General features: G+C 69.7%; 17 protein-coding genes. 11 read left to right on the top strand and 6 right to left on the bottom strand.

Translation table 11 applies throughout. The annotated features are described in order from the left end of the window. Window positions 1–68 precede the first annotated feature (68 nt). From ABZ345_RS06540 to ABZ345_RS06530, 3 genes are all read left to right on the top strand, one after another. The gene (locus ABZ345_RS06540) at window positions 69–1,103 is read left to right on the top strand and encodes an MFS transporter (RefSeq protein ID WP_359843637.1); all 1,035 of its coding nucleotides are present in this window, start codon (window positions 69–71) and stop codon (window positions 1,101–1,103) included. A gap of 3 nt (window positions 1,104–1,106) precedes the next feature. Continuing rightward, window positions 1,107–1,310 carry a hypothetical protein gene (locus tag ABZ345_RS06535; protein ID WP_359843635.1) on the top strand — a complete coding sequence of 68 codons (204 nt, stop codon included), beginning with the start codon at window positions 1,107–1,109 and terminating at the stop codon, window positions 1,308–1,310. 592 nt (window positions 1,311–1,902) lie between these two features. Further along, entirely contained in the window at window positions 1,903–2,181 is a 279-nt protein-coding gene (locus ABZ345_RS06530; protein ID WP_359843633.1) for a hypothetical protein, read from the top strand. Window positions 2,182–2,188: 7 nt separating this feature from the next. Here ABZ345_RS06530 and ABZ345_RS06525 read toward each other — a convergent pair whose 3' ends face one another. Continuing rightward, the gene (locus ABZ345_RS06525) at window positions 2,189–2,995 is read right to left on the bottom strand and encodes an SDR family oxidoreductase (RefSeq protein ID WP_359843631.1); all 807 of its coding nucleotides are present in this window, start codon (window positions 2,993–2,995) and stop codon (window positions 2,189–2,191) included. A gap of 66 nt (window positions 2,996–3,061) precedes the next feature. Here ABZ345_RS06525 and ABZ345_RS06520 point away from each other — a divergent pair, with 66 nt between their 5' ends. Then, complete coding sequence (locus tag ABZ345_RS06520; RefSeq protein WP_359843629.1) at window positions 3,062–3,844, top strand: helix-turn-helix domain-containing protein; 783 nt, start codon at window positions 3,062–3,064, stop codon at window positions 3,842–3,844. A 5-nt stretch (window positions 3,845–3,849) separates the two neighbouring features. Here ABZ345_RS06520 and ABZ345_RS06515 read toward each other — a convergent pair whose 3' ends face one another. Beyond that, complete coding sequence (locus ABZ345_RS06515) at window positions 3,850–4,668, bottom strand: glutaminyl-peptide cyclotransferase (RefSeq protein ID WP_359843627.1); 819 nt, start codon at window positions 4,666–4,668, stop codon at window positions 3,850–3,852. Between the two features lie 57 nt (window positions 4,669–4,725). Between ABZ345_RS06515 and ABZ345_RS06510 the strand changes: the two genes are divergently transcribed. Together ABZ345_RS06510 and ABZ345_RS06505 are read left to right on the top strand one after the other, a co-directional pair. Continuing rightward, window positions 4,726–5,628, top strand: a complete 903-nt coding sequence (locus ABZ345_RS06510; RefSeq protein WP_359843625.1) for a class II glutamine amidotransferase — start codon at window positions 4,726–4,728, stop codon at window positions 5,626–5,628. A gap of 88 nt (window positions 5,629–5,716) precedes the next feature. Further along, the gene (locus ABZ345_RS06505) at window positions 5,717–5,932 is read left to right on the top strand and encodes a hypothetical protein (RefSeq protein WP_359843623.1); all 216 of its coding nucleotides are present in this window, start codon (window positions 5,717–5,719) and stop codon (window positions 5,930–5,932) included. On the opposite strand, the gene ABZ345_RS06500 is transcribed toward ABZ345_RS06505, so the two are convergent. The 3 genes from ABZ345_RS06500 to ABZ345_RS06490 all read right to left on the bottom strand — a co-directional run bounded on the left by ABZ345_RS06500 (window position 5,881) and on the right by ABZ345_RS06490 (window position 8,090). After that, entirely contained in the window at window positions 5,881–6,927 is a 1,047-nt protein-coding gene (locus ABZ345_RS06500) for a hypothetical protein (RefSeq protein WP_359843621.1), read from the bottom strand. The two genes, ABZ345_RS06505 and ABZ345_RS06500, sit on opposite strands and share 52 nt — an antisense overlap. Window positions 6,928–6,938: 11 nt before the next feature. Continuing rightward, window positions 6,939–7,493, bottom strand: a complete 555-nt coding sequence (locus ABZ345_RS06495) for an RNA polymerase sigma factor (protein ID WP_359843619.1) — start codon at window positions 7,491–7,493, stop codon at window positions 6,939–6,941. A gap of 84 nt (window positions 7,494–7,577) precedes the next feature. Continuing rightward, window positions 7,578–8,090, bottom strand: a complete 513-nt coding sequence (locus ABZ345_RS06490) for an RICIN domain-containing protein (RefSeq protein ID WP_359843617.1) — start codon at window positions 8,088–8,090, stop codon at window positions 7,578–7,580. Window positions 8,091–8,278: 188 nt separating this feature from the next. Here ABZ345_RS06490 and ABZ345_RS06485 point away from each other — a divergent pair, with 188 nt between their 5' ends. After that, window positions 8,279–10,825 (top strand): tetratricopeptide repeat protein, encoded by a 2,547-nt coding sequence (locus ABZ345_RS06485; RefSeq protein ID WP_359843615.1) that lies wholly within the window; start codon window positions 8,279–8,281, stop codon window positions 10,823–10,825. A gap of 4 nt (window positions 10,826–10,829) precedes the next feature. Here the strand turns inward: ABZ345_RS06485 and ABZ345_RS06480 are convergent, their stop codons facing one another. Next, window positions 10,830–12,947 carry an FG-GAP-like repeat-containing protein gene (locus ABZ345_RS06480; protein ID WP_359843613.1) on the bottom strand — a complete coding sequence of 706 codons (2,118 nt, stop codon included), beginning with the start codon at window positions 12,945–12,947 and terminating at the stop codon, window positions 10,830–10,832. 108 nt (window positions 12,948–13,055) lie between these two features. Here ABZ345_RS06480 and ABZ345_RS06475 point away from each other — a divergent pair, with 108 nt between their 5' ends. From ABZ345_RS06475 to ABZ345_RS06460, 4 genes are all read left to right on the top strand, one after another. Then, window positions 13,056–13,343: a hypothetical protein gene (locus ABZ345_RS06475; RefSeq protein ID WP_359843612.1), complete on the top strand. Its 288-nt coding sequence runs from the start codon at window positions 13,056–13,058 to the stop codon at window positions 13,341–13,343. 47 nt (window positions 13,344–13,390) lie between these two features. Further along, complete coding sequence (locus tag ABZ345_RS06470) at window positions 13,391–13,822, top strand: nitroreductase family deazaflavin-dependent oxidoreductase (protein ID WP_359843858.1); 432 nt, start codon at window positions 13,391–13,393, stop codon at window positions 13,820–13,822. A 104-nt stretch (window positions 13,823–13,926) separates the two neighbouring features. Next, window positions 13,927–15,009, top strand: a complete 1,083-nt coding sequence (chvE, locus tag ABZ345_RS06465; protein WP_359843610.1) for a multiple monosaccharide ABC transporter substrate-binding protein — start codon at window positions 13,927–13,929, stop codon at window positions 15,007–15,009. A 197-nt stretch (window positions 15,010–15,206) separates the two neighbouring features. Beyond that, window positions 15,207–15,545 carry a VOC family protein gene (locus ABZ345_RS06460; RefSeq protein WP_359843856.1) on the top strand — a complete coding sequence of 113 codons (339 nt, stop codon included), beginning with the start codon at window positions 15,207–15,209 and terminating at the stop codon, window positions 15,543–15,545. Window positions 15,546–15,646: the final 101 nt, after the last annotated feature.

The raw sequence follows: 15,646 nt of genomic DNA, 5'->3' as shown, positions 1-15,646 counted from the left end.
CGTCGAGCCCGCTTCGCGGACGCGACCAGCGCCCGCCGGACTGATCACGAAAGCCATACGCTGTCGGCGTGGCGGGCATCGGAAACCTCGAATCGTCCGAACGCGACTTCAGTCGTTACCTGACCGCGCGGGTGTTGTCGGTGACCGGTGCGGTGGTGGCGGCGGTGACGATGCCGGTCCTCGTCTACCAGCTGACCGGGTCCGCGGGGTGGACCTCGGCGGTGGCGGCGGCGGAAGCGTTGCCGTACCTGGTGTTCGGGCTGCCGGCGGGGGCGCTCGCGGACCGGCTGGATCGCCGGAAGATGATGGTGGCGCTGGATTTCACGGTGGCCGCGGTGTTGCTGACGGTGCCGCTGGCGTGGCTGGCGGGGGCGTTGGTCGCGCCGCACGTCGTTGCCGTCGCGTTCGCGGCGCAGACGGCGTTCGTGTTCTTCGACGCGGCGAACTTCGGTGCGCTGCCGGCGTTGGTGGGCAAGGATCGGCTGACCGCTGCCTATTCGACGATCTACGGGCGGACGACCGTGGTGGAGCTCGTGGTGCCGGGTCTGACAGGCCTGTTGGTGGCGGTCGTGGCTCCTGCGGCGTTGTTGGCGGTGAACGCGTTGACCGGTGTGGGGTCGGCGTTGTTGTTGCGCGGCATCGTGGGCAGCATGGCCACCCCGCGGCCGGTGCGCGGTGCGGGTGAACTGGTCGGCGACGTGCGGGAAGGGTTGCGGTTCCTGTGGAACGAGCCGGTCGTCCGCACGCTCACGCTGGTGGGTGCCGCGCATTCGGTCGGGAGCGGCGCGTGGGTCGCTGTGCTGGTGCCGTTCGCCGACCGGGTCCTGGGCGTCGCGCCGCGCGGTGACGTCCGGCTCGCCGCGTTGTTCAGCTGCTGGGGCGTGGGGGCGATCATCGCGTCCCGGTTGCTGCCGAGGCTGACCGAGCGGCTGGGAGAAGCGCGGGTCGCGCTGACAGCGTTGCCGTTGTCGTTTCTCGGCGGACTGTTCGTGCTGCTGAGCGGGCATTGGGTGCTGACGTGTGCGGCGGCGGTGTACTGGGGCGCCGCGCAGGCCGTTGTGGTCATCAACGGGATCACCTACCGCCAGAAGGTGTGTCCGTAGGGGTTGCAGTCGCGGGTGAACACGACGGCCAGGATGCTGGCGTGGGGTGCCGGCCAGCCGCTCGGCGCGTTCCTCGCCGGTGCGGTGTCGGTCGCGGTGGGAGACCCGCGTGCCGGGCTCGCCGCTGGTGTGGTCGTGGTTCTGGGTGGTGTGGTGACGGCGTGGGCGACACCGGCGCTGCGGCGTGCGGTCCGGCGTGACGCGTGAACTTGCCCCTGAGTGCGGACACAAGGGCAATCATGGCGGCACCCGCGGGCCTTCACGATTGATTCGTGGCCGACGTACGCTCCTTTTCCGATCGTCCGGCGGATGGGTGGATCCGGTGTGCGCACATGTTTCAGGCCGGGAGGAACGTTCACCTCAGGACGCGGCCAGGAATCATCCGCGCGCGCTCAGCCCAACGGTTTCCGAGGTGCCCGCTCCTGTGCTGAACGGGATTCTCCGCCTTCAACGTCTGGCGGGTAATTCCGCGGTGGTCGCGTCGGTGCAACGGCAAAGCCGGGACGCGGGGTCCCAGAGCGCCGGGGTGCACGCGGGTCGCTTCCTGAACTCCGGAACCAGCCTTCTGGGGCGGCAATTGGGCTTCCGCAGCTCGGGACCCTATTACGTCAACGGGGTAGAAATCGTTTTCGACCTCGATCCCGGCGCCAGGTCGCGGTATTCGGTTCTTCGTCCCCGGCAGTGGTCCGGGCCCGAAGCCGTGTACTTCAAGACCGGCACGCCACTGGGTTCGCCTTGGCAGACCCGTTCGCGCGGGAACGGAGCAGGGCCTGATGACCCACAACCGGAGAGCCAGCGAGTGGCGGACACCGCGGTCTTCTACGACGACAGTCCCGGTCCGTCGGTGCTCGGCCATCTCGGGCACACGTGGATCCACGCCGTGCAGAACTTCACGGGCTGGGTCGAGGGCAGGCCCAGGGCGGGCGGCGACTTCCGGCGGCTGACGGAGGTGGTGGCGTGGCACAGCGTGATCAGCGTCGTCAATCCGGAGGCAGCGGACGGCGGGACGGTCTATCAGCCGATGGGGTTCACGACGAGCGGGACGGGCTGGGTTCCCACGGCGCCTCCTGGGTTGTGACGTCGGGTCATGCCATCTCGGCCAGGTCGCGCCACTGCTGCCAGGTGGCTAGCCGCTGCTGATAAACCCTTTCGGCGACCGGGTACGGGTAGCCGCCCAGGAACAACCGCAGCGGCGGTTCTGGCAGGTCGACCAGCCGGAGGAGGACGTCCGCGGTGACCGACGGGTCGCGCGGCGCGCGGGCGGTGGCGCCGGCCTGGCGGGCCTGCCGGATCGGTTCGTAGGCGGCGATCGGGGTCGTGTGGGCCGCCGACGCCCCGGCCCAGTCGGTGCCGTACGGGCCTGGCTCGACGATCGTCACCTTGATGCCGAGCGGGCCGACCTCCTGGGACAGCGCCTCGCTCATCCCCTCGAGAGCCCACTTGGAGGCGTTGTAGAGGCCCAGTGTCGGGAAGGCGGCGATCCCGCCGACGCTGGAGACCTGGACGAGGTGCCCGCCTCGTTGCGCCCGCATGATCGGCAGAGCGGCCTGGGTCACCCAGAGCGGGCCGAACAGGTTGGTGTCGAGCTGAGCCCTGGCCTGCTCCTCGGTCGTCTCCTCGATCATGCCGAACAGCCCGTAGCCGGCGTTGTTGACGACCACGTCCAGGCCGCCGAAGGCTTCGCGGGCGCGGTGGACGGCGGCGAACACCTGGTCCCGATCGGTCACGTCGAGCGTGATCGGCAGGAGGCGGTCGCCGTAGGTTCCGGCCAGTTCTTCGAGCGTCCCGGTCTGGCGCGCCGTCGCGGCGACCCGGTCACCGCGCTCGAGTGCCGCCGCTGCCCACGTGTGCCCGAAGCCGCGGGAGGCCCCGGTGATGAACCATGTCTTCATGGCCTCGACCATGCCGCCGCGGTGATCCTCCAGCCAGCACCCTGGCAGGGATACCCTCGGCAGGCGATGACACGCGACAACGTTCTCGGAGAGTTCCTCCAGGCACGCCGTGCGCGCGTGCGGCCGAGCGAGGCAGGGCTCACCACCTACGGCCGGCGCCGAGTGCCTGGACTGCGCCGCGACGAGCTGGCTCAGTTGGCGGGCGTCTCCGTCCAGTACCTGACCAGGCTGGAACAAGGCGTGGACCGCAACCCGTCACCTCAGGTCGTGGACGCGCTGGCGACTGCATTGCGCCTCGACCCGGACGCCGCGGCCCACCTGCGTGCCGTGGCCATGCCATCCGAGCCGCCCAAGCCAGGCGAGGCCGGCGCCGAGGTGCAACACCTGCTCGACTCGTGGGGCAGCACACCGGCGTACGTCCGCGACCGCTGGTTCGACGTGGTGATGGTCAACAAGGCGGCCATGGTCCTGGCCCCGATGTACCACCCCGGTCGCAACCTGGTCCGCGACGTGTTCCTCGACCCCATCGCCCGCACGGTGTTCCCGGACTGGCCGGACATCGCCGCGCAGACGGTCGCCGCTCTACGGGCGACAGCCGATCCACGCGACCCGCGCACGGCCGCACTCGTGGCCGACTTGCTGCCCTGCAACGACTTCCGCTCGCTGTGGGACCGCCATGACGTACGCCCGTCCCGTGACGAGGTCAAGCGGTTCGACCACCCCGACGCCGGCCGTCTCATCCTGCGCCGCCAGACCCTCACCATCGGCGGAGCCGAGGACCACGTGATCATCGTCTACCAACCGGAGCCCGGCAGTTCCTCGGCCGACGCCCTGGCAAGACTGCTGTAGCCGGCTCAGGGCTGGGGTTGCAACCGGATCCGGTAGCGGTGGTGGTAGTGCCGCCCGGTGATCCAGAGCTGATCGGTCGCGCCGGCGGCGGCGATCCCGCCGATCACCTGGTCCGCGCCGGTCGGCTGTTCGGCGACGGTTACGGCGGTGAGGTCGGCGACCGCGGTGACGGTGGCGGCGGTGAGGTCGGCGCGGACGAGCCAGTCCGTGCCGGTGACGGACGCCCACACCTCTGGGCGGCCGTTGACGGTCGTGCAGTGGAGTTCGCCGAGTCGTGCGGTCGACCATACGCGGGTGTCGAGACGCACCGAGCGGATCAACGCGGCGGTGTCGCGGTCACGCAGCAGAAGCGTTGTGGTGCCGTTGGACTGCACGAGGTGGGTGCCGTCGTCACACAGGCCCCAGCTCACTTCCGGCAGCGCCGTCTGCAGTCGTGGCGCCAGCGTTCCCGGATCCCGCAGCGTCACCGAACCGGCGCCGGCCTGCCACAGTCCGGCAGGGGAGAGCGCGATTCCGATGCCCGGTGGCACGTCGCGGCGGGCACGGACGTCACCGGTCGAAGGCGTCACCGCCCGGATCGCTTGACCTGTGTTCTCCATCAGGACGTCGCCGACCAGTTCCAGACCTCGGGCGTCGGAGCGGTCGGTGCGGACGCTTTCGAGCACCTGCGCGCGAAAGTGCCGTGACGGGGAGCGGGCCGCCGTGGCCGACGTCGAGACGGCGAAGTCGAGGCGCTGGTGAGGGGGAGGCGGAGGGGGAGAAGGAGGGGGAGCCGCACAGGACGTGACGGCGAGCGCCAGCGCCAGCAAGCCATTGACACGCAACGGATTCATCATCCCGATCGTGGCGGCGGGCCCGCTGCCGCACCTCGCCCGCGGCGGATGACCTGCAGGTCGCGGTTCATCCGGTCCGGGTGGGTCGGCACGTCCACGCCGGGCACCAGGCTCGACGGCATGTGCAGATGGCTCGCGTACTCCGGTTCCCCTGTCCTGCTGGAAGAACTCCTCTACAAGCCGGCGAACTCGCTCGTCACCCAGAGCAGGCACTCGCGCCTGGGAGTGGAGACCACCAACGGGGACGGGTTCGGCGTCGGCTGGTACGGGACCGAGGCGACACCGGGACTGTTCGTCAGCACGGAGCCGGCCTGGAACGACCGCAACCTGCTCGACGTGTCGAGCCAGATCACGGCCGGCCGCGTCTTCGCGCACATCCGCGCGTCCACCGGATCGGCGGTCCAGCAGACCAACTGTCACCCGTTCCGGTACGGACGCCGGCTGTGGATGCACAACGGGCTCATCGCCGGATTCCCGGTGGTGCGCAGGGAACTCGCGCTGGCCGTCGACCCTTCGCTCTACCACCGGATCGAGGGCTCGACGGACTCGGAGATCTTCTTCTTCCTCGCGCTGACCTTCGGTTTGGAGGAGGACCCGCCGGCGGCCGTCGCTCGCGCGGCTGGTCTCGTCGAGGCGGTCGGCCGCAACCACGGCGTGGTGTACCCGCTGCAGATGACGGTCGCGACGACGGACGGCGAGACCACGTGGGCGTTTCGCTACTCCAGCCGGGGCCGTTCGCGGAGTCTCTTCCGCAGCGGCGACGTCATGACGTTGCGCCTGCAGTATCCGGACAACCCGGTGCTGCACGGCCTTTCCGCCGACACGCGCCTGGTGGTGTCGGAACCGCTGGGGGATCTGCACGGCGCGTGGCTGGAGGTGCCGGAGTCCACATGTGTCGTCGTGCGCGGAGGGGGCGAGCGCCTGCTGCCGTTCGTGCCGCTGGCCGTGTAACCGAGTGGTGAACGCCCGTTAACCTCGGTTTCACGCTGCCAGAACGGCCCCTTACGTCGTGACGACCGCGTGCCACAGGGTGGCTGACATGACGAGTACACCGATCTTCGATGCGCTCGCCGAGGAGCTCGACGTCACGTGGCGGAGCTCTGGTGAGATCCCCGCACAGGCCGGTCCCGACGAGCAGGACGAGCCGCGGAGCGGACGCCTGGAACCGCCGCTGGAACGTCCAGCGGCGGTTCGACAGACGGATCAGATCTTGCCCGCCGACACGTCGGCCAGCGTCACGCGGGACGACTTGTAGGTCACCACCGCGTACTTCGACGGCTGCGGCGAGTTCTTGGCCGGGAAGACCTCGTCACGGATGGGCAGGCCGTTGTCGGCATTGAGGGTGAGCACCGCCGAAGCGTCGCCGCCCAGGATCTCGGGGCTCGTGTTGATCGTGAGCGCGCGCTGGCCGTCGACGTCGGTCTCGGCGACGGTCACCTCCTTGAGGGTCGCGAGGAGCTTCAGCACACCCGCGCGGATCTCGGTGTTGGCGGCACCGATGAACAGCGCGTACGTCGTGTTGCTCCACAGGTGGTTGCCGATGAGGTTCTCCAGCTCCTTGCCCGTCGGCCGCGGCCTGGGAGCGGGAACCGGCTTGCCAGCCTTGCGGAACGTCTCCGCGACCTCCGCCCTGGCGTCCGCCCAGGCCTTGTCCGCCTCTGCGGGGCTCAGGCCGAGTCCAAAGGGGTTGCCGGCCGCGGTGACCATCGCGATCCTGGCCTTCTCCACGTCGCCGGTCGCGGCCTGGCGGGCCGCCGCCATCACCTTCGCGTCGAACGGCCGGGCCTGGTCGTCGTTCTTGATCACCGAGGTCGCCAGCGTCTTCGCCGAGTCTCCCTTGAAGATCTGGCCCGTGTCGGAGTAGACGGTGTAGTAGACGTACGGCGAACCGTCCGGCGCGGTCTTCGTGCCGATGATCAGCGACGCGTCACCTGGCAGCGCTGCTCCGGCCTTGACGTCGGAGGCCAGTTTCACGAGCGGTGACTCGACCACCGGCGGGGCCGCCGCCTCGGGGGAGGGGCCGTCCGGGACGCTGCCGCCCGTCGTGCCCATCACCACGGCCGCAGCGACCGCTGCCGCGCCCACGGCGGCCACAGTCGCCCTGGGCCAGGAAAACCAGCGTTTCGGTCGCACGACCGTGGTCACGGGCTCCGCCATCGCCGTCTGCAGCGCCGTGCGGGCACGGTCGTAGGCCTCAGGACTCGGGGATGGCACATCACTCAGCTTCTTCATCAGATCCATTTCATCCATGAGTCGTCTTCTCACGTCGTCGGGACTTGCAGCAGCGCGGCCACTTCCGGTGCCTCTCGCAACGCCTTGCGCGCCTGGTGCAACAGACGGCGAGCCGTGCCTGCGGGGATGTCGAGCACTCGCCCGGCCTCCGCGACGGTCAGGTCCTCCCAGGCGACCAGGCCCAGGACCTCCCGTTCCTCCGGTTTCAGCCGGGCCAGGGCCCTGCGCAGCAACGCCTGCGTGTCCACGCGGGCGTCCACCGCCGGCCAGGGGTCCCAGTCGCTCGCCACTCCGGTCAGGTCAGGCGCCGGCTCCTCGGCCGGCTCGGACCGCCAGTGCCGCCGCAACCTGTTCAGCGCGACTCCGTAAAGCCAAGGCCTGGCTTCGGGATACGAGCGGTCGTAGGTCGCCCGGGACTCGTAGGCCGCCACCCACACGTCGCCGAGCACGTCCTCGGCGGCCTGGCGGCCCACTCTGCGCGCGAGGTAGTTCCCGATCGCCGCCTCGTGACGGCTGATCACTTCCACGAAGGCATCGGTGTCTCCGCGCAGCGATCTGCCGATCAGTTCCGCGTCTGACGACATGAAGCTCCTCGGGTTTCGCTTTCCCTTGCACCCCCTCTTTGCCAACGCGCGGCGAAAGTGTTCAGGTTGCGCGAAACCCGCTGCTCAGGTGCCCGCCGGCCGGGGTTGCCAGATCTGCGCCGAGGTGGTCGCGCAGTCGGCGATCCCGATGCTGGTGCCGTTGCTGTTCGAGAACGGCAGCAGGGCCAGACAGGCGCTGCCTCCGGCGGGAGGGGTCCTCAGCACGAGGTTCCCGAACGGGTCCGCGCTCTCCCAGCGCCACCACAGGCGCTGGTCGCTCCTGTCGTTGCAGGACCGGATGTCGACGATCAGCGTGCCCCACACGAGGCTCAGGCACAGACCGCCGGTCCGGTTGTGGAGCTGGATGAAGCCGTTGCCGAGATCGGTCGACGACCACCGGCTGGACTCGCTGCCGCAGCTCCACTGGTGCACGCGGGTGCCGGTGCTCGTGCGCCCGTCGACGAGGTCGACGCACTTGCCGGTGGCGGTGTTGACGATGTGCTGAAAGCCGGCGGCCTGGGCGGGAGCGGCGACTCCGACGGCCACGAGCAGTGCGACGACGATGGCCGTGAAGCTTCTCGATCCGTGGATTCTCAAGTGCTCATCACCTTTCCGTGCGGGATGTCTTCGGCCGATCGTCGAGTGGCCGCAACGGAAGCGGTGCGATCCCGGACGATTCCGGACGCCCGATCGGCGTATTTGTGAACGAGGCCCGCACAGCGCGGCACTTCGGTGCTTTGCTGTGGGGTCTCGGGTGAGGGACACAGGTCCGGGGGGACTGACTCATGGCTGAGCCACAGCGGGACGGCGAGTGCTTCGTCCCACCGGATCCGGGCAGTGCCGGGACGCTGCAGGAGCTGCTCGACCGGTTGCGGCTGCTGAAGATCTGGGCAGGGGACCCGTCCTACGACGCGATCAAGGACCGGGTCAACGCCGCGTGGACCGAGCAGGGGCGGCACGGCGGTGAGCTGACGGGCCGCTCGACCGTCGCGGACTGCTTCCGGCGTGGCCGGCGGCGCGTCAACGCCGACCTCGTGACGGCGATCGTGACAGCGCTGTACCCGGACGTCGGGTACGTGGCGCAGTGGCGGCAGGCGCTGCGCGTGGTCGCCGGAGAGGTGCTGGCGGGTGCGCAGGTCGGGGTGCAGGACCGGTTGCCGCCCGACCTGCCGGGGTTCACCGGCCGGTCCGCCGAGCTGGACCGGTTGCGCACCGCGCCGTGGCGGGGCGGGGCGGTGGTGATCGAAGGGATGGCCGGCGTCGGCAAGACCCGGCTCGCCGTGCACGCCGGGCACCTGCTCGCCGCGGACGGGCTGGTCGACCGGGTGCTGTTCGTCGACCTGCGCGGGTTCCACCCCGACCCGGCCCAGCCGCCCGCCGACCCGGCCGCCGTGCTGGACGGCTTCCTGCGCCTGCTCGGGATGCACGGCCAGCAGATCCCGCACGGCTTGAAGGACCGCGCGGCCGTCTACCGGGCCGAACTGGCCGGCACGCGGACGCTGGTGGTGCTGGACAACGCCGCGGACGCGGGCCAGGTGCGCCCGCTGCTCCCGCAGACGCCGGGCTGCCCGGTGCTGGTCACCAGCCGGCGTGACCTCGCGGACCTGCCCGCCACCCACCTGGCGGTGGACGTGTTCCGCCCCGCCGAGGCCGTGGCGTTCGTGACCCGGTCCGTGCCCGAGGTCCCGGCCGGTGACGATCCGGACGCCGCCGCCCGCATCGCCCACCGCTGCGGCCATCTGCCGCTCGCGCTCGGACTGGTCACCGCCCACATCCGCGGCACGCCGGGGTGGACGCTCACCGATCACGCCGACCGGCTCGACGAACGCCACGACCACCGGCGCCTGGACACCGGTGTCGAACTGGCCCTCGACCTGTCCTACGAGGCACTACCGGCGGACGCGCGACGGCTGCTGCGACTGGCGGCGCAGCATCCCGGCCACGACCTCGACGCCCACGCCGTCGCCGCGATGACGTCGACGGGCCTCGCCGACGTCCAGCGCGTCCTGGATCACCTGTGCCGGGAACACCTGCTGCACCAGAACCTCCCCGGCCGCCACGCCCTGCACGACCTGGTCCGCGCGCACGCCCTGGGCAGATCCGCCGACGAGGACGCGCCAGGCGACCGCCGGGCCGCGCTGACCCGCCTGTTCGACTTCTACCTGGCCACCACCACCGCCGCGATGGACACCCTGTACCCGGAAGAATCGGACCGCCGGCCGCGGGTCGCCGCCGTCAGCCCCAGCCCGGACCTGTCCGATCCGTCCGACGCACGTGCCTGGCTGGACACCGAACGTCCCACGCTCGTCGCGGTCTCGGCCCGCACCGCCACCCACGGCTGGCCCACGCACACCACCCGGCTGTCCGCGACCCTGTTCCGCTACCTCAACGGCGGCTACTACACCGACGCGCTGGCCATCTACCGCCACGCCCGCGACGCGGCCCGTCTCAGCGGCGACGTGAGCGCGGAGGCCCACGCCCTGACCAGCCTCGCCACGACCAACTCGCAGCTGAACCGGTACGTCCCGGCCGGCGAGCACCTCCAGCGCGCCGTGATGCTGTTCCGCCAGATCCGCGACCGGGCAGGTGAGGCCCGCGCGCTGAACAACCTCGGCGTCGTCGAGTCCAACCTGGGGCGCAACCGGCAGGCCGCGGACCTCTATGCGCGTGCCCTGGCCGTGCACCACCAGGCAGGCAACACGGTGGGGGAGGCGTGGGCGCTGACCAACCTGGGCGAGGCCGAGTCACGCCTGGGCGAGCACGGCCGGGCGACCGGCCAGGTGGAACGGGCGCTGACCCTGTTCCGGCAGGTCGGTGATCGCACGGGCGAGGCCTGGACGCTGACCACCCTCGGCGATCTGGAGACGCGTCTGAGCCGCCACGCCCAGGCGGCGGACCATCTGGACCAGGCGCTGACCCTTTACCGCCGGCTCGGCAACCGCGTCGGCGAGGCGTGGGCGCTGAACAGCCGAGGCACGCTCGGCGCCCACCGCGGCCAGTCCACCCGAGACCACGAACAGGCCCTCGCTCTCTTCCGCGAGACAGGCGAGCGTTCAGGCGAGGCCAGCGCGCTGAACGGCCTCGGCGAGGCCGGCGTCGACGCCCTGCGGCACCACACCGCCGCCCTCGCGGTCGCCGTCGACATCGGTGGGCTGGAGGAGCAGGCCCGCGCCCACACCGGGCTCGGCCACGCCTGCCGCGCACTGCCCGACCTCGCCCGCGCCCGCCGCCACTACCAGCGCGCCGTCGCCCTCTACACCGCCCTGGACATGCCGGAGGCCGTCTTGGTCCGCGCTTTCCTGACGGCCCAGCTGGACACATCCGCGCCGTGACGGATTACGACCGGTAGTACCAGACGCCGGCGTTCCCGAAGCCGACGACGTCCGCACGCCCGTCGCCCGTGGTGTCGGCGAGGAACCGCGGGTGCTGCTCGACGCGCCAGCCTCCGGCCGTGTAGGCGAAGTTGGTCACGACCAGTTGGGGCGCCTCGAACTTGCCGGCACCGAGGTTGCGCGAGACCCACACCCCGCCGTCCCCGAAGCCGACGATGTCCCTGCGCCCGTCGCCGGTCGTGTCCGCGAGGAACCGCGGGTGCTTCTCCACCCGCCAACCTCCTGCGGTGTAACCGAAGTTCTGCACCTCGAGTTCCGGCGCCGAGTAGGAGCCGTCCGGCTGGGCGTAGGAGATCCACACGCCGCCGTCCCCGAACCCGACGATGTCGGCACGCCCGTCACCGGTCATGTCGGCGACGAACCGCGGATGCTTCTCGACGCGCCAACCGCCTGCTGTGTAAGCGAAGTTGGCGACGACGAGCTGGGGCGCGGTGAACGTGCCGCCCGGCTGGGCGCGGGAGATCCACACGCCACCGTCCCCGAACCCGACGATGTCCGCGCGTCCGTCGCCGGTGGTGTCGGCGAGGATCCGCGGGTGTTTCTCGACGCGCCAACCGCCCGCGTCGTAACCGAAGTTGGCGACGACGAGCTGTGGCGCGGTGAACGTTCCGCCCGGCTGTGCCTGCGAGACCCACACACCGCCGTTGCCGAACCCCACGATGTCGGCGCGCCCATCACCTGTGGTGTCGGCGAGGAACCGCGGGTGCTTGTCCACGCGCCAGCCACCGGCGTCGTAGCCGAAGTTGCCGACCACCAGCTGTGGTGCGGAGAACGAACCATCCGCCTGTGCCTGGGAAGTCCAGACACCGGCGTTGCCGAAGCCGACGATGTTCGCGCGTCCGTCGCCGGTGGTGTCGGCGAGGATCCGCGGGTGGTTCTCCACGCGCCAGCCGCCCGCGTCGTAGCCGAAGTTGTTCACCACCAGCTGCGGCGCGTCGAACCGGCCGGTCTCGCGAGCACGGGACGTCCAGACGCCCGCGTTGCCGAAGCCGACGATGTCCGCGCGTCCGTCACCGGTGGTGTCGGCCAGGAACCGCGGGTGCTTCTCGACGCGCCAGCCACCGGCGTCGTAGCCGAAGTTGCGCACGACGAGCTGCGGCGACCAGCCGAGGTGGCCGGGCGTGAACTCGCAGAGGCTGAAGTCGTTGGCCTTCATCAGGCACGCGACACCGGAGTCGGCGGCACAGTTCGCGCAGTTGCTGTTGGGCAGCCCGAACCGGCCCCACTGGCCGCCGCAGTCGCATCCGCTCGACGCGTACTCGTCCGGACAGCCGAAGATGTGCCCGGTCTCGTGCGCGAACACGCGGTCGATGTTGTCCGGGCCCCAGCCGTCGTTGCTGTACTGCATGACGAGCCGCGGACCGCCGATGCTCGCGTACGCGAAGTGGAACAACGGGTACTTCGTGAAGAACCCGCAGTAGGTCCAGCGCGTGCCGAACCGCGCGCGCAGGTCCTCGACGTAGGCGGTGACGCCGGCCCAGTCGGCGCTGAAGCCGATCATGCCCATGGCGGGGTTGCGCCACAACGCTTCGAGGTCCGCGGCGTTGGGGTCGGGCTGCACCGCCAGCGTCACGTTCTGGATGTCGTAGGAGAAGCTCAGGCCCGCGAGCGGGTTCGCCGTCGCGTAGAACCCGAGGCCGTTCTGCACCTCGGCGACGACCTGCACGAGCTCCGCGTCGGTGAAGCGCAGCGCCGGGGTCGGTCCCTGCACGACGACGATGCCGACCGCGACCGTGCCCTCGAGGTACGAGCTGGTGGGCCCGGCCGCGGCCAAGACCTCGTCCGCGGGCGTGGGCACGACCGACGTGCAGTCGGGCATGTCCCACTCCTCGCCCGCGCGGGGGCGGCTCTGTTTGGCTTCGACGTAACCCGCGGACTCCCGCAGGCGCAGCGCGGCGATCCCGAGCCGTTCGGTGTCGCTCAGGTCCGCAGGCAGTTGCGGTGGTCCTGCTGCTGCGACAGGGCCCGTGCTGCGCGCGACACCGAACCTCCCGTAGCGGTGAATCGTGCTGTCGTCCGGCGTCAAAGTGATCTGTTCCGCGATGCGGAGATCGCCTGCCATCTCACACCCACTCGGCGGTAGTCGGATTGAGGCCGAAAACATTAATTCTGCGACACCCGAAAAAACAGGGTCCTTTCGGCAGGAAAAGTACCCGAGTAGGCTCGTGACATGCGCGAACGTGCGATAGTCGTTCCTGATGGCACGCGGTTCGCCGAGGTGGTCGCACTGCTCGGTGACGCGGTCGTCCAGCTCCTGCCGCCCAGAATTCTGCTGATCAGTGCGTCGAAAGAATCATCGGAACTGCCCGAAGGGGCATTTTACGCCGATCGGGTGGAATTTACGCCGACGGCAGCGGAGAAACTGTTCATCGAGGCATCGCGAAAACGTATGGAGGCCAAGGACCGGCCCGGCGACGGCCTGCCGTGGGACGCGCCGGGGTACACACCTCCCGGCTGAGGGTTGCGGCGGGAATGAGCACGGCCTGCCACGTGTTGATCACGGACATGGCAGATGACACCGTTGAGCTCAGCCCCACCGACTGGGTCCAGGACCAGACGAAGAAGATCCTCGAGTCCGGCACCACCGAGGGCATCCTGGTCCTCGGCAAGCCGATCGTGCTGCTGACCCTGCGTGGCGCGAAGTCGGGCAAGCTGCGCTACACGCCCGTGATGCGCGTCGAACACGACGGCAGGTACGCGGTCGTGGCGTCCAAGGGCGGCGCCCCCGAGCACCCCACCTGGTACTACAACATCAAGGCGCACCCCGAGTTCGCGCTGCAGGACGGTTCCGTCGTGAAGGACTACGTCGCGCGCGAGGTCGACGGCGCGGAGCGGGCCGAGTGGTGGGAGCGGGCCGTCGCGGCCTACCCGTCCTACGCCGAGTATCAGGAGAAGACCGACCGGCAGATCCCGGTGTTCGTGCTGGACCCGAAATAGGAAAACTGGCCTCGATTCTCTGGTTGATCGGCCCTCCCTCGCTTGTTAACGTTCACAACCGCCGTGGACGTCGACATCGGTGTTGATCCGCGCGAGGAGCCCGCATGAGGTTGTCGAGATCAGTGTTGCCAGTGGTTTTAATGCTGCTGGCGGCGTGCGGTACGCCCGCGGCCAAGCCTCCCGAAGGCGTGCTCGTGGGCGTCACCATGCCGACGACCTCGTCGGAACGCTGGATCCACGACGGCCAGAACATCAAGCGGGACCTGGAAAAGCAGGGACACCGGGTCGACCTGCGGTACGCCGACAACGACGTGCCCAAGCAGGCCGAGCAGATCGAGGACCAGATCGCCAAGGGCGCGAAGCTGCTGATCGTCGCTTCGGTGGACGGTTCCGCGCTGAGCGAGCCTCTGCAGCGGGCCGCGGACGCCAGGATCCCGGTGATCGCGTACGACCGGCTCCTGCGCGGCAGCCCGTACGTCGACTACTACGCGACGTTCGAGAACTTCCGCGTCGGCGTGTACCAGGCCGAGTCGCTGCTGACCGGCCTGGGACTGCGCACCGACGAAGGGCAGTCCGTCTCCGCGAAGGGGCCGTTCAACGTCGAGCTGTTCGCAGGCTCGCCGGACGACAACAACTCGGTGTTCTTCTTCAACGGCGCCATGTCCGTGCTCAAGCCGTACCTCGACGCGGGCGTGCTGGTGGTGCGCAGCGGTCAGAAGGACTTCCAGACGGTCACGACCCAGCGGTGGGACGGTGAGATCGCGGGCAAGCGCATGGAGGAGATCCTCGCCGCGACCTACCGCCGTTCGAAGGTCGACGGCGTGCTCTCGCCCTACGACGGCATGTCCCTCGGCATCCTCACGGCGCTGAAGAACGACGGCTACGGCCCGGTCTTCCCGATCGTGACCGGCCAGGACGCCGAGCTCGGTTCGGTGAAGTCGATCATCGCCGACCAGCAGTACTCGACGATCTACAAGGACACCCGTGAACTGGCGACCGTCACGGCGCTGATGGCGGACGCGGTGCTGAAGGGCCGGACGCCGCCGCAGCTGAACAACCTCAACGACTACAACAACGGCGTCAAGGTCGTGCCGGCGTTCCTGCTGAACCCCGTGAGCGTCAACAAGGCGAACTATCACAGGGTTCTGGTGGAGTCCGGGTACTACACGGAGGACCAGCTCCGTTAGCGAACCTGCTAGGGCGTGTATCGAAAGCGCCGGTCACAGTCACCCGTTGCTTTGAGGCAGGGGTAAACCGCTACTTCAGCGGTGGATGTGGCGGGTACGGTGCCGGCTGTGGTCGGCGATCGCGTGCAGCGGCGGCTTACGGAGACAGATGCGCGGACACGAAGGAGCGAATGGTGCCAGGCGCTGTACTGCGAGGGGTGACTTTGGACTGTGCCGACCCGCAGGTGCTGGCGGGCTTCTACGGTGCACTGACCGGGATGCACGAGCTCTTCAGTACGGACGAGTTCGTCGCTCTGACGGACGACTCCGGCTGTGATCTGGGATTCCAGAGGGTTGACGGATACCGGGCTCCGCAGTGGCCGGGTCAGGACGTGCCACAACAGTTCCACCTGGATTTCCGCGCTGACGACCTCAATGCGATGGAAGAGCTGGCGCTGGAACTCGGCGCGGCCAAACCGGCCCATCAGCCCGGCGACGGACGCTGGCGGGTACTCCTGGATCCGGCTGGCCACCCCTTCTGCCTGACGTCTTCCTGACATCCCCGGCGTTGACAGGTATCCCCCGTCAGACGCCGTAGCGCTCCGGCGTGGTCGGGCGGTTCATCAGCTGCTGGCCGCCTCGGAGAGGGCATGGCGTC

The sequence above is a fragment of the Lentzea sp. NPDC005914 genome, assembly GCF_040629405.1.
Lineage (GTDB): Bacteria > Actinomycetota > Actinomycetes > Mycobacteriales > Pseudonocardiaceae > Lentzea.
This window is presented reverse-complemented; position numbering and strand designations above follow the sequence as displayed.

Coding starts and splice junctions, on each gene's coding strand:
- ABZ345_RS06525 (WP_359843631.1), bottom strand. CDS start 2,995: ATGAAGACATGGTTCATCACCGGGGCCTCCCGCGGCTTCGGGCACACG.
- ABZ345_RS06520 (WP_359843629.1), top strand. CDS start 3,062: ATGACACGCGACAACGTTCTCGGAGAGTTCCTCCAGGCACGCCGTGCG.
- ABZ345_RS06510 (WP_359843625.1), top strand. CDS start 4,726: ATGACCTGCAGGTCGCGGTTCATCCGGTCCGGGTGGGTCGGCACGTCC.
- ABZ345_RS06505 (WP_359843623.1), top strand. CDS start 5,717: ATGACGAGTACACCGATCTTCGATGCGCTCGCCGAGGAGCTCGACGTC.
- ABZ345_RS06500 (WP_359843621.1), bottom strand. CDS start 6,927: ATGGATGAAATGGATCTGATGAAGAAGCTGAGTGATGTGCCATCCCCG.
- ABZ345_RS06495 (WP_359843619.1), bottom strand. CDS start 7,493: ATGTCGTCAGACGCGGAACTGATCGGCAGATCGCTGCGCGGAGACACC.
- ABZ345_RS06485 (WP_359843615.1), top strand. CDS start 8,279: ATGGCTGAGCCACAGCGGGACGGCGAGTGCTTCGTCCCACCGGATCCG.
- ABZ345_RS06480 (WP_359843613.1), bottom strand. CDS start 12,947: ATGGCAGGCGATCTCCGCATCGCGGAACAGATCACTTTGACGCCGGAC.
- ABZ345_RS06475 (WP_359843612.1), top strand. CDS start 13,056: ATGCGCGAACGTGCGATAGTCGTTCCTGATGGCACGCGGTTCGCCGAG.
- ABZ345_RS06470 (WP_359843858.1), top strand. CDS start 13,391: ATGGCAGATGACACCGTTGAGCTCAGCCCCACCGACTGGGTCCAGGAC.
- chvE (WP_359843610.1), top strand. CDS start 13,927: ATGAGGTTGTCGAGATCAGTGTTGCCAGTGGTTTTAATGCTGCTGGCG.